Origin of the sequence: Streptomyces sp. HmicA12 (assembly GCF_000373565.1) — a bacterium.
Taxonomy (GTDB): domain Bacteria; phylum Actinomycetota; class Actinomycetes; order Streptomycetales; family Streptomycetaceae; genus Streptomyces.
Map to the genome: position 1 here is coordinate 79138 of NZ_KB891816.1, position 13063 is coordinate 92200.

At 72.4% G+C, this 13063-nt stretch carries 11 protein-coding genes; 2 read left to right on the forward strand and 9 right to left on the reverse strand.

The features are described 5' to 3' along the window. Positions 1-55: 55 nt before the first annotated feature. The 5 genes from B072_RS0125115 to B072_RS0125135 all read right to left on the reverse strand — a co-directional run bounded on the left by B072_RS0125115 (position 56) and on the right by B072_RS0125135 (position 4324). On the reverse strand, positions 56-463 hold the full coding sequence (locus B072_RS0125115) for an ATP-binding protein (RefSeq protein ID WP_018532705.1): 408 nt from the start codon (positions 461-463) through the stop codon (positions 56-58). 102 nt (positions 464-565) lie between these two features. Further along, on the reverse strand, positions 566-1003 hold the full coding sequence (locus B072_RS0125120) for a (deoxy)nucleoside triphosphate pyrophosphohydrolase (protein ID WP_018532706.1): 438 nt from the start codon (positions 1001-1003) through the stop codon (positions 566-568). 24 nt (positions 1004-1027) lie between these two features. Beyond that, a complete protein-coding gene (locus B072_RS0125125; protein ID WP_018532707.1) occupies positions 1028-1231 on the reverse strand; it encodes a hypothetical protein in 204 nt (67 codons plus the stop codon). Positions 1232-1451: 220 nt separating this feature from the next. Then, a complete protein-coding gene (locus B072_RS0125130) occupies positions 1452-3161 on the reverse strand; it encodes a purine-cytosine permease family protein (protein ID WP_018532708.1) in 1710 nt (569 codons plus the stop codon). Between the two features lie 410 nt (positions 3162-3571). Then, positions 3572-4324, reverse strand: a complete 753-nt coding sequence (locus tag B072_RS0125135) for a GntR family transcriptional regulator (protein WP_018532709.1) — start codon at positions 4322-4324, stop codon at positions 3572-3574. 272 nt (positions 4325-4596) lie between these two features. Here B072_RS0125135 and B072_RS0125140 point away from each other — a divergent pair, with 272 nt between their 5' ends. Both B072_RS0125140 and B072_RS44020 read left to right on the forward strand, forming a co-directional pair. Next, on the forward strand, positions 4597-5715 hold the full coding sequence (locus B072_RS0125140) for a threonine synthase (RefSeq protein ID WP_026246271.1): 1119 nt from the start codon (positions 4597-4599) through the stop codon (positions 5713-5715). 206 nt (positions 5716-5921) lie between these two features. Further along, complete coding sequence (locus tag B072_RS44020) at positions 5922-8594, forward strand: glycosyl hydrolase family 95 catalytic domain-containing protein (protein ID WP_018532711.1); 2673 nt, start codon at positions 5922-5924, stop codon at positions 8592-8594. A gap of 39 nt (positions 8595-8633) precedes the next feature. Here B072_RS44020 and B072_RS0125150 read toward each other — a convergent pair whose 3' ends face one another. From B072_RS0125150 to B072_RS0125165, 4 genes are all read right to left on the reverse strand, one after another. Next, complete coding sequence (locus B072_RS0125150) at positions 8634-10085, reverse strand: sodium:solute symporter family protein (protein ID WP_018532712.1); 1452 nt, start codon at positions 10083-10085, stop codon at positions 8634-8636. Further along, on the reverse strand, positions 10082-10315 hold the full coding sequence (locus B072_RS44025) for a hypothetical protein (RefSeq protein WP_018532713.1): 234 nt from the start codon (positions 10313-10315) through the stop codon (positions 10082-10084). Before B072_RS44025 ends, B072_RS0125150 begins: the two co-directional genes overlap by 4 nt. Before the next feature lie 52 nt (positions 10316-10367). Then, entirely contained in the window at positions 10368-11804 is a 1437-nt protein-coding gene (locus B072_RS0125160) for an amidase (RefSeq protein WP_018532714.1), read from the reverse strand. Positions 11805-11921: 117 nt separating this feature from the next. After that, on the reverse strand, positions 11922-12929 hold the full coding sequence (locus tag B072_RS0125165) for an Lrp/AsnC family transcriptional regulator (protein ID WP_018532715.1): 1008 nt from the start codon (positions 12927-12929) through the stop codon (positions 11922-11924). Between the last annotated feature and the right edge of the window lie 134 nt (positions 12930-13063).

The following is a 13063-nucleotide window of genomic DNA, read 5'->3' on the forward strand; positions in this document are numbered from 1 at the left end:
TCGTCTCTTAACCAGGCGGGACCCGCTTAACCGGCGTGCGCCCGACTGCGTACGTTCACCCGGGCAGCGCCAGCTCGAACCACACCGTCTTGCCCGCGCCCCCGGCTCCCCCCGGCCCGATCCCCCAGCGCCGTGACGCCCCGGCCACCAGCTGCAGGCCGCGGCCGCCCTCGTCGTCGGGGTGGGCGGCGCACATCCGGGGCGGATCGGGAAGGGGGTCGGAGACCTCGACGCGCAGGGCGCCGCGGGGGCCTGCCGGGCGGACCAGACGGACGTCGATGGGCCCGGACGCGTACCGCAGGGAATTGGTGACCAGCTCGCTGACCAGCAGGACCGTGACATCGCTGAGGGCTTCGAGCTCCCAGGCGGCCAGCTGGGCGCGGACCGCGGCGCGTGCTCTGCGTACGGCCATCGGGTCGGCGGGGAAGGCCCACTCGGCGCAATCGCCCTGGGTGTGGAGCACTCCGATCACTTCCCTGGCCCGCGATGAGCTCTGACCGGCAGATGCTGTCCGGTTTCAGAGGGTTAATCGGGATATACCCGGACGCGGCGGGGTGCTATCGCTTCACGTGGTGCGGGGTGGCACGGACGGCGTAGGGGGTGCGTCCCCTGTCGCCTCCTTGACCGCCGGTACGTCCTGGTCCAGCCAGTGCACCGACCACACTTCGTCCGGGGTGAGCCAGCGGAGTTCGTCGTGGTCCTGGAGGGGGCGCGGGGCGCCGGAGCGCAGGGCGCAGTGCCAGGCGCGCAGCACGTAGCCCGGCTTCGGGAGGGGCCACTCGCCCGGGATCCGGGCCACGGGGTCGGCCTCGACACCGAGCTCCTCGCGCAGCTCGCGGACCAGGGCGTGCTCCTGCGCCTCACCCGGCTCGACCTTGCCGCCGGGCAGTTCCCAGCGGCCCGCGAGCTCGGGCGGCGCGCTCCGTCGCGCGGCGAGCAGTCGGCCGTCGGTGTCGTACAGGGCGGCGGCGACCACCACGACCGGATCGATCGGTTCTGTCATGGGGCGGAGCCTACGGCTCCGCCGTCAGCGCAAGGTGCCGTTCCGCGTCGCGCTGGGAGCCTCTCCCAGGCGCTCGACCCAGTAGAGCTGCTTGTGGCCGTGGGAGTCGAGGCTGTCGGCGATCCGCTGGGCCTCGGCCCTGGTCGCGTACCTGCCGACGCGATAGTGGTTCCCGTTGTCGTCCTGGCGTATGACGAGCCACGGAAGTGTCGCCGTGCCGTCGTTCATCGTGCCCCGCCCGTCCCTGATCGGCCCGACTCCGGCTCGCATCGCGTCCCGCCCCCTAAGCATCCTGAGGAAACCGCAATCCGCATATGCCCGAGCCTACGCCTGACCTTCACAGAGCGGATACGTGTTGGCACAAAGAGATACGCAACAAGCCATCCCCGACCCACGCCGAAGGGGCGCATCTGCATAAATGCGCCCCTTGGCTCCCCTCAGTACCGCGTCAGCTCGTCCGCACCGTCGGGATCGGCATCAGGACGGGCTCTCCCGTGGGCTTCTTGGTGCACGCGTCACCGCAGTCCGCGTCCAGGGAGCAGCACAGCGAGCAGATCGGTCCGGACTGGACCGGGCAGTCGGCGATGTCGGGGAGTTCGTACGCCCTCTCGCAGACGCTGCAGGTGTGGGTGGCGGTGATGTCGGCGACCTCGACGTCCGGGCCGTTCACCGGGTTCGGCCTGGCCAGGTAGTACTTGCCCTTCGTGGCCCAGGCGATCAGCGGGCACAGGACGAGGGCGAGTCCGGCGGCGATGAAGGTGGAGAACGCCTCCGCGTACTCACCGAAGAGGCCGAAGAAGGCCAGAATGGACACGGTCGAGGCGATCACCATCGAGCCGAATCCCGCCGGGTTCACCGCGTACAGGTACGCCCGCTTGAACTCGATGTACTTGGGGCTCCAGCCCACCCGCTTGTTGATGACGAGGTCGGCGGCGACGGCCGCGATCCAGGCGATGCCCACGTTCGAGTAGAAGCCGAGCAGCTTGTTGAGCGCGGCGAACATGTTCATCTCCATCAGCGTCAGCGCGATGGCGAGGTTGAGGAAGATGTACCAGACGCGGCCCGGGTGCTTGTGTGTCACGCGGGAGAAGAAGTTCGACCAGGACAGCGAGCCACTGTAGGCGTTGGTGACGTTGATCTTGATCTGCGAGACGACGACGAAGAGCGCGGCGAGGGGCAGTGCCACCGAGCCGAGCCACGGCTTGAGCGCCTCGACCTGCGGGGCGATGGGCTCCAGGGCGTGCGTCTTGCCGACCGCTTCGAGGGCGACGAAGGCGAGCAGCGCGCCGCCGATCTGCTTGGCCGCGCCGATGATCACCCAGCCGGGACCGGCGGCGAGGACGGCCAGGTTCCAGCGCTTGCGGTTCTGCTCCGTCTTGGCCGGCATGAAGCGCAGGTAGTCCGCCTGCTCGCCGATCTGGGCGATGAGCGAGAGCGCGACGCCGGTGCCGAGGCCGAAGCCGAGCCAGGAGAATCCGCTGCCCGCGCCCTCGGTGCCGCCGAAGTGCGTGAAGTCGCCGAACGAGCCCGGCGAGTGGAACACCAGGATCACGAAGGGCAGGACGAGACCGATCAGCCAGATCGGCTGCGTCCACGCCTGCACCTTGGCGAGCGCGCCCATCCCGCGGAACACGATCGGGATGACGATGAGCGTGGTCAGCAAGTAGCCGACGGGCAGCGGCAGTCCGGCCACCTCGTGCATGGCCTGCGCCATGATCGAGCCTTCGAGAGCGAAGAAGATGAAGGTGAACGAGGCGTAGATCAGCGACGTGAGCGTCGAGCCGAAGTAGCCGAACCCGGCACCGCGCGTGATCAGGTCCATGTCCAGGCCGTACTTGGCGCAGGCCCGGGCGATCGGGATGCCGGTCAGGAAGATGATCGTCGCCGCGCACAGGATCGAGGCGAAACCACTGGTGAAGCCGTACGTGAAGACGATGGACGCGCCGATCGCGAAGTCGGCGAGGTACGCGATGCCGCCGAGCGCGGTGGAGGCCACCATCGTCGGCGACCAGCGCCGGTAGGAGTGCGGGGCGTAGCGCAGCGAGAAGTCCTCGCGGGACTCGTCGGCCGCCAGCTTGGCGTAACTGCGCTGGGGCCCGGACCCGTTCGGAGGTTCCGGTACCGCCGGGTCGGCGGTGGGCAGAGCGGTCTCGGTCATCGTCGGCTTCCCGTTCGTCCGTCAGCGGTATACCGGTAGGGGCGGTATGCAGAAGGAAGGTAGGAGCCGTGCATGACAAGTCGGGGCAGCGCGGGATTGCCTGCCTGTTACGGGAGTCGAGGCGCGGTTAACTCGCGATCACATGGTCCGGACGCGGGAGTTCGGGTATCGGGCGCCGCAGGGGCGCGGTGTCGCGGTGCCGGGCTCCGGTGACGTCCTGGCTGGTCGCGCAGTTCCCCGTGCCCCTGAAGCATGCGCTGCGCGCGGCTTCCCCTGGGCGAGCGGAGCTCGCTTCCAGGGGCGCGGGGCGGCATCGATCAGCGGCTCCGCCGCGGGGCGCGACCAGCCCCCACCGGTCCGCACCGGCCGACGGACGGCGAAGCCCCTCGCCGATCACCGCCGCGCGCGGGTCACTTCACCGGCAAGTGGTATGCGATCCGGTAGCGGTCCGCCGGGACCACGACGTCGGCCGTCTCGACCGGCCGGCCCGAGGCGAAGAAGGTGCGGTGGATGACGAGGACGACATGGCCGGGTACCCCGCCGAGCGCGCTCAACTCCTCGGCGAGGCCGGGGCGGGCGGCGACTTCCTCCGTCACGTTGTCCACGATCACGTCGATCGCCGCCATGCGCTCGACGACGCCGCAGCCGCCGAGCGGGCCCTCCTCGGGCAGCATCACCGGGGTGCGGCCCGTGACGGCGAGCGGCTCCCAGGAGGTCGCCAGCATCACCGTCTCGCCCGCGTCCCGGTACACGTACCGGGTGCACATCACGCGGTCGCCCGCACGGATCGCGAGCCGCTCGGCGATCGAAGCGTCCGCCTCGGCCTGCTCGCTGCGCGACTCCCAGGTGCCGCGCGCCGCCGGGTCGGCCTGCTCCTGCCGGAAGGGCGTGGAGCCGCCGTCCGACCGGTACGCGGAGCGGGCGACGCGGCGCGGCACCGGCCGCTCGCGCACATAGGTCCCCGAGCCGGAACGGCCCTCGACAAGCCCCTCCGCCATCAGCACCTTGCGGGCCTCCAGGGCGACCGTGTCCGAAACCCCGTACTCCTCACGGATCTTGGCCTGGGAGGGGAGACGCGTGTGCGGCGGAAGCGAGCCACTGACGATCTTCCTGCGGAGATCACCCGCGACACGCAGATACGCCGGCTGCTCACCGAATGACACTGATTGTTCCCCTCGTTCCCCGCGGAAGCCTGGTCGCGTTGCCCACCGCATTGACAGACGGCAACAGCGTGGCAACCGTGGGTTGAGCCGTGCAAGCAAAGGCCAAGGAATCACTCGAAGTGATGACTTGCAGGGCCGCAGGGCTTTACGCAGGGACTTTCTCCAGGTAGTGGAGCATTCACACATCGGAGCCCGAATCGGCTGTACGTACGATGCCGCCGGGGGCGCCGGGCCTCGGCCCCGGTTCGGTCCCCGCTGCCTACGCTCTCTGCATGACCGCCCTCCCCGACTGCTACTGCCCCCTCGACGGCACCCGGGTCCCCGCCGGCTCCCTGGACTGGTGCTGTCCGGCCTGCCGAGGCCCGCTCGACCTCGACTACTCACCGAACCCCGCGCCCCTCAAGTCCCTGACAGGACGGGCCAATTCGCTGTGGCGCTACGCGGAGTGCCTCCCGCTCCCGGTCCCCGACTGCACTTTGGGCGAGGGGCGCACCCCGCTCGTCCCGCTGGCCGGCGGTGTCTCGGCGAAGCTGGACTTCCTCATGCCGACCCTGTCGTTCAAGGACCGCGGCGCCGTCATGCTGGCCGCGCTCGCCGTGCGGCTCGGCCCGGACCGCGTGATCGCGGACAGCAGCGGCAACGCGGGCACGGCCGTCGCCGCGTACTGCGCCCGCGCCGGACTCCCCTGCACGGTCTACGTCCCCGAGGGCACGTCACCGAAGAAGCTGGAGCAGATCACGGCCCACGGCGCCCGCCTGAACGTGGTCGAGGGCGACCGCGAGGCGACGGCCCGGGCGGCCCGCTCCGCGGCCGACGAGGCCGGGGTCTTCTACGCCAGCCACGTGCACAACCCGTACTTCCTGCACGGCACCAAGACATACGTCCACGAACTGTGGGAGGACCTGGGCGGCCGCCTCCCCGACGTACTCGTCGTCCCCGTCGGCAACGGCACGCTGCTGCTCGGCGCCGCCCTCGCCGTGGCCGAACTCCACTCCGCGGGCCTCATCGACCGGCGCCCCACGCTGCACGCGGTCCAGTCGGCGGCGGTCGCTCCGCTGGCGCAGGCATGGCGGGCCGGGGCGGACGCCCTCGTCGGCACCACGCCCACGGCCCCCACCTTCGCCGAGGGCATCGCGATCCCGAACCCGCCGCGGGCCCGGCAGATCCTGAGGGCGGTACGCGAATCGGGCGGCGCCTTCCACACGGTGACGGAGGACCAGATCCGCCACGCCCAGCTCGACCTGGCCTCACGCGGCCTGTACGTGGAGTCGACGGGCGTCGCGTGCTGGGCGGCAACCCGGGACGACGGCCCCCTGGGCCACACCCTGGGCGCCCGCACCGCGGTGGTGCCGCTGTGCGGGGCGGGGCTGAAGACGGGGTTGGCCGCATAGCCGGGTAGGCCCGAGCCAGGGCCGGCGGGGCCGTATCGCTCAGCGGCTCCGCCGCGGGGCGCAGGGAACTGCGCGAGAAGCCCCACCGGCCCGCACCCGCCGACGAACCCGCAGCCCCACGGCGGCCCCGCGCCCCACCCACCCGGACCGCCTACACCCCGGCGCGCATACCGCACCCGGCGCCACCGACCCCGCACCCTCGACCCGTGACCACCCCAAGACGCACCCTGCGCACCACCACCGTCGCCGCCACCCTCACCCCCCTCGCCCTCACCCTCACCACCGCCTTCCTGCCACCCCCCGACCCCGCCCCGGCCGCACCCGCACCCCGCTGCGCCGCCCCCGCCTGGACCCTCTCCACCCGCACGGCCGACCCCACGAACCCGTACACCGCCTACACCGGCAACGGCTACCTCGGCGTCCGCGTGCCGTCCGCCGGCACCGGCTACGCGCACGGCCCGAGCAAGGAGAAGACGGGCTGGCCGCTCTACACCCCCCGCTACGACGGCGCGTTCGTCTCCGGCCTCTACGCCCGCGGCCCGGAGAACACCGCCCACCGGCAGGCCCTCGCCGCGCTCCCGAACTGGACCGCCCTCGACGTGACCGCGCGCGGCGAGACGTACGGCCCGAAGAGCCGCACCACGGGCTACCGGCAGAGCCTCGACCTGCGCTGCGGCGTCGTCCGTACGTCGCTCACCTGGGTGCACGAGGACGGCCGCCGCACCGACCTCGCCTACGAGGTGCTGGCCGACCGGGCCCGCCCGCACGTCGGAGCCGTACGCCTGCGCGTGACCCCGCACTGGTCGGGCGAGGTCACCGTGACGGACCGCATCGACGGCGCCGGCGCCCGTCGCATGACCGGCACCGGCAGCGGCAGGGCGGGCAAGGACACGACCGCCGTCGGCTTCCGCACCGACGGCACCCGCGTCGCCGGCACGGTCGCCTCCACCCTGCGCGCCCCCGGCCGCACCCGCCCCGCGCCCCGGACGAAGAGCCTGAGCGGCAGCCGGTCTGCGGCCTTCGACGTCCGTTCCGGGAGCGGCTACGACGTCGTCAAGTACGTCGGGGTGGACACCGGTCTCACCTCACCGCACCCGCACGACACGGCGGTCGGCGCCTCGGTGCGCGCGGCGGCCGCGGGGTGGGAGCGCCTGATGGCCGAACACATCGCCGCCTGGGGCGAGTTGTGGACCTCCGACATCGAGATCCCGGGCCGCCCCGGCCTCCAGGAGCAGGTCCGCGCCGCCCAGTACGGCCTCCTCGCCTCCCTGCGCGCGGGCGCCCGCGACAGCATCCCGCCGACCGGCCTCAGCAGCGACAACTACGCGGGGATGGTGTTCTGGGACGCCGAGACGTGGATGTTCCCGTCGCTGCTGGCCACTCGCCCGAAGCTCGCCGAGCCGGTCCTGGAGTACCGCTTCCGCACCCGCGCGGCGGCCGCCGACAATGCGCGCAAGACGTCGGTCAAGGGGCTCATGTACCCGTGGACCAGCGCGAGTTCGGGCTCGCTCTGGAAGGAGTGCCAGAGCTGGTACCCGGCTCACTGCGTCCTTCAGAACCACCTCCAGGGCGACATCGCGCTCGCCGCCTGGCAGTACTACCAGGCCACCGGTGACCGCGCATGGCTGCGCGACCGCGGCTGGCCGCTGCTCAAGGGCCTTGCCACGTACTGGAGTTCACGGGTCACGGAGAACAAGCAGGACCGCAGCTACTCGATCAAGGACGTGGCGGGCCCGGACGAGTACAGCAACGGCGTCGACGACGGCGTCTACACGAACGCGGTCGCTGCCACCTCCCTGCGCGCCGCCGCCAAGGCCGCGCGCCTCGTCGGCGAGCGCCCCGACCCGGCGTGGACGCGGATCGCCGACCGGCTCCGGATCCCGTACGACGCACGCCGCAAGGTCTTTCTCCAGTACGCCGGTTACGACATCGACCACGCCGCCGACATCAAGCAGGCCGACGCCGTGCTGCTGCTGTATCCGCTGGACCGGCGGCCCCTGCCGAAGGGCGCGGCGGCCGCGACGCTCGACTACTACGCGGCGCACACCGACCGGAACGGCCCCGCGATGACCGACTCGGTGCACGCGGTCGCCGCGGCGGCGATCGGTGAGCCGGGCTGTGCGACGTACACGTTCCTGGAACGGGCCTCGCGGCCGTTCTTCCGGGAGCCGTTCGCCACGTTCTCGGAGGCGCGCGGCGAGAAGGCGGGCGAGGGCGACGCGCTCGCCGGGCAGCCGGCCCAGGACTTCCTGACCGGCAAGGGCGGCTTCCTCCAGGTCTTCACGCACGGCCTGACCGGGCTGCGGCTGGAGGACGGCGACGCGGTGCGGCTCGACCCGGTCCTGCCCCCGCAGCTGTCAAAGGGCGTCAAGGTCAAGGGACTTCAGTGGCGGGGCCGGACGTACGACGTGGCGATCGGCGCGCGGCGCACGACGGTGCGGCTCACCTCCGGCGCCCCGTTCGCGGTGGACACCCCGGCCGGCCGCAGGACGGTGACCGCCGACGGCGTGAGCGTCCCGACGCGCCGCCCCGACCTGACCCCGACCTCGGACGCGGCGCGCTGCCGCCCGGCGCGGGCGACCTCCGAGGACGCGGGCCAGTACGCGGGCGCCGCGGTGGACGGCAACCGGGCGACGACCTGGCTGCCCACCCGCCCGGGCGCCGCGCTCACCGTCGATCTGGGCGCGCGCCGCAAGCTGTCCCGGGTCGGGGTGACGGGGACGCGGGCCTACCGGGCCGAGCTGTCGGCGGACGGGCGGCGCTGGGTGCCGTTCACCGCCGGCGGTTCGGGACGCTTCGTACGCGTGACGGAGACCGGCGAATCCCCGCGGCCCATCGGCGAGTTGACGGTCACACCGGCTCGGGCAGGGACGCCGTAGCCCGTCCAGGGGCGCGTCGTACGGGGCAGCCTCACGCGATCACCCGGAGACCCGGGTCAGTGTCGCCTCCGTCGACGGGCTCTGCGGCTCGGTGCCGCGCTCGCCCACCGTCAGCTGGGCGAGCGTGGTGACGACCAGGTTCACGCCCAGGGCGATCAGGCCCGTGTCCACCGTGCCGACGTCCACGCCGCCGAACGTGAGCCAGGTCAGCACCGCGACCCCGGACACGATGCCGAGCAGCGCGGGCACCGCGCCGAGCCGCACCCGTCTCGCCAGGCCCATCACGATCGCCGGAGCGAGCTGGGTGAGGCCGCCGTAGGTGAGCAGCAGCAGGTCGGCGAGGAGGCCGGGGCGGGCCAGGCCGAGGACGAGGGCCAGGCCCGCCGCGGCCACCACGCACAGGTGGTTGGTGCGCAGCTGCCTGCGTTCGTCGCGGACGCTGAAGAGGTTGCGGGAGAGGAGGCTGGAGATGCCGACGACGATGGCGGCGGACGGCACCATCGCCGCCGAGGCCGCCGCGACCGCGACGAGTCCGACCAGCCAGCCGGGCAGGGTCTGTCCGGCGAGGGTGAGGGCGACGGAGTTGGGGGCCGCGTCCTTCGGGGCGAGGAGGACGCCCGCGAAGCCGACGATCACCGGGATGCCCAGGGCGAGTTGGTAGAGCGGCAGCCAGACCGCGTTGGAGCGCAGGGCGCGTCCGCTGCCGGCGGCGAGCACCGGTGGCCACAGGTGCGCCATGGTGCCGAGGCCGCCGCCGAGGGCGGAGATGATGACCGCGGTGACGAAGAACGTGCCGTCGTAGCCGGGCTGATCCAGCGTCAGCAGCTGCGGGTGGGCGTCGCGCACCGAGTCGAAGACGCCGCCGATGCCACCCTTGACGGACACCGCGACGCCCACGGCCAGTACGGCGAGCCCGACGATCATCAGCGCGTCCTTGAGGTAGGCGACGCGCGCGATGCCGCGGATGCCGGACCACAGGACGAAGCCGACGGTGAGGACGGTGGCCAGGACCATGCTCCAGTTGCCGCCGGCGCGGCTGCCGGTGGCGAGCTGCACGATCAGGCCGAGCCCGGTGATCTGGAGTTGCAGGTACGGCAGCAGGAAGACCGCGCCGACCACCGCGACCACTTTGCCGAGCAGCGGGCTGCGGTAGCGGTCGACGAAGAAGTCCGCCTGGGTCAGATAGCCGCCCTTCAGGCCGAGTTGGCGCATGCGCGGGGCGGTGAAGTACTGCAGGACGAAGCAGATGGCGAGGTAGCTCAGGGCGTAGGACGCGGCGACGCCGGCGCCGAAGGCCAGGCCCGCGAGGCCCAGGAAGCTGAACGTCGTGAACGACTCGCCCGCCTGCAGGAACCAGGTGGTGAAGGTGGAGAAGCGGCGCTTGCCGACGGTCCACTCGCCGAGTTCCTTGCTGGGCGCCCGACGCCCGCCGATGCCGACGGCCGCGATGGCGACGATGCCGACGACCGTGATGACCATGGTGCTGTTCATGCGGCCGCCCCGTCCCCTGCGTGCTCTGCGTGTTCCTCGTCTCCTGCCGGGCGGCCGAACCGGTCGACGACGGCGAGCGCCACCGTCGTACCGGCCGTCCAGATCAGGCACCAGCACAGGACGGACGGGATGCCGAGCCACAGGTGCGGCCCGTTGACGAACGGGAGGAACGGAGTGCTGAGGAAGGCCAGGACGGGCACGGCCGCCCAGAGCGCGTGCGGTGATCTCATCGGGGCTCCAGAGGACGGGAGTTGAGCACCTGCGGCACTGCGCGAGGCAGGACTACGTGAGGTCGGGCGCGTGCCGCCCGTGTCCGGTGGCGGCCTCGTGGGCGGCACCGACCTGGAGCACGGTGAGTTCGGCGCGCGGCGGGCCCACGATCTGCAGGCCCACGGGAAGTCCGGCGCCGGTGAATCCGGCGGGGACGGAGAGGGCGGGTGCGCCCAGGGCGGAGAGGAAGTACGCGGAGCGCATCCAGTCGAGGTAGGTGTGCTGCGGTTGCCCGTCGATGACGTGCGGGTACTCCGACTCGACGTCGAACGGGGCCACTTGGCTGACCGGGGCGATCAGTACGTCGTAGCGCTCGAAGAAGGCGACGGCGGCGAGGTGCAGCCGGGTCAGGCCGGCGCGGGCGCGGGCGAGGTCGGCGCCGGTGAGCTTCAGGCCCTCCTCGATGTTCCACACGAGGCTGGGCTTGAGGGCGTCGCGGGACGCTTCGAGGAACGGGCCGAATCCCTGGTGGAAGGCGTGGGCCCGCAGCGTACGGAAGGCGTGCTCGGCGTCGTCCAGGTCGGGGCAGTCCTCGACGACGGAGCATCCCAGGTCCTGGAGGACGGCGGCCTGCCGGTCGACGACGGCCCGCACCTCGGGGTCGACGGGGACGCGCCCGCCGAGGTCGGGCGCGTACGCGACCCGCAGGCCCTTGAGGTCGCGCTCCAGCGGGGCGCGGTACGCGGCCGGGTCCGGCACTTCCAGGGACAGCGGGCTGCGCGGGTCGGGCCCGGCCATGACGGAGAGGAGCAGCGCGGTGTCGGCGACGGTGCGGCCCATGGGCCCGGCCACGGCGAGGGTCTCCCACACGTCGCCGGAGGGCAGCGAAGGCACCCGGCCCGGCGTGGGGCGCAGCCCGACGACGTTGCAGAAGGACGCCGGGTTGCGCAGCGATCCGCCCATGTCGCTGCCGTCGGCGATCGGGGTGAGCCGGGCGGCGAGCGAGGCCGCGGCGCCGCCGCTGCTGCCGCCGGCCGAGCGCGTGGTGTCGTACGGGTTGCGGGTCGCGCCGAAGACGGTGTTGAAGGTGTGCGAACCGGCCGCGAACTCAGGCACGTTGGTCTTGCCGATGCGGATGGCGCCCGCCGACTGGATGCGCCGGACGAGGAGTTCGTCCTCGTCGGGCACGTGGTCGGCGAAGAGCGGCGAGCCGTGCGTGGTGCGCATGCCGCGGGTGAGGTGGGTGTCCTTGAACGCGATGGGGAGCCCGTGCAGCGGGCCCAACTCGGCTCCGGACGCGGCCAGTTCATCGGCGCGGGCGGCAGCCTTCAGGGCGCCCTCGGCGTCCAGTGTCACGATGGCGTTGATCGTCGGGTTCACACGCTCGACGCGGTCGAGGTGGGCGGCGACGACCTCGCGCGCGGACAGGTCGCGGCGGCGGATCCGGGCGGCGAGCTCGACGGCGTCGAGGGAGCAGAGCGCGTCGGCTTCGGCGGGGCGTACGGGCATGGCGGTCCTCGTGCGGGAGGCGACGGTGTGAGCCACCACACTGAGGGCAGCTGACTGTTTCAGTCAACAGATCTGCACCTGTGAACTTTTCAGACACCAACTTCATTCATTTGCAACTTATGGTCGCTCCCTCGCAACAGGGGCGGGTGAGACTCCCGGGGCCGGTACGCCGCTGCGCTTCCACGCCTCCACCACCAGGTGGGACTGCACGGCCTCCGCGCGGCGCACCCACGGCGCCTCGGTGAGGAACGCGTGCAGGTCCTGCTTCGACGGCTGGGTCACATCGACCAGGAGCTGGTGCTCACCCATCACCACGGCCGCGTACCGCACGAGCGGCGACTCGACGAGGAGCCGCCCCACCTCCTCGACCTCGTCGGGCCGGGTCCTGATCCACAGCAGCGCCTCGACCGGAAGCCCGAGCAGCGCGGGCTCCACGGCGGCCCGGATGCTGACGACCCCCTGCCGGGTCAGGGACTCCACCCGGCGGCGCGCGGTGGCCACCGACACCCCGGCCACGGCGGCGAGTTCGTCGTGGGTGCGGCGCCCGTCCTCGGCGAGGGCGCGCAGGATGGCGTGCTCGTCGGGCGCGATCTCCACATCGGGCACCTCGACCCCGTCCACCGGCCGCGTCGCCGTGCCGCCGAGCGCCGCCACCTCGTCGTCGTCGAGCAGGCCCGGCGACCACTCGTGCACGGTGCGGAAGTAGCGCAGCACGGGTGAGACCTGCTGCTCGACGAGGCCCGGCAGCGCGGGCACCTCGTCCAGCATCAGACGCCCCAACTCGCCGGGCGGACACTGGAGTTCGGCCACGCAGTCGGCGGCGCCCGCGAGCACGTACGAGAAGATGGTGTCCGCCCGGCGAGCGGTGGCGACGGCGGTGTCCCGCACGGCGCCGGGCCGGCAGTTCATCCGCAGGATCACCGTCTCGCCCCGCACCACGAGCCCGCGCACCACCACGGCCCCGCTCCCGATCAGCCGCAGCCCGCGCCGCGCCACCTTCCGCTCGGGCTCCCCGAGCGCGGTGGCGATCCGCCGCCAGGAGGCGCGGCCGTCGATCTGGAGGGCGGCGACGATACGGCGGTCGAGCGGGTCGAGGGGCGCGGCCGGATTCGGTTCTGGGGTCACACAGCGACCCTAGAGCCTGTCTTCAAACTCCCGTCTGCCCCGCGACGCCTGGCACGCTTCCCCAAGCTCTCCGACAAGCTCCGAGCAGGGAAGACCCCATTCGCCGCACCGGGCACAAGGCCAAGTACGTCCGG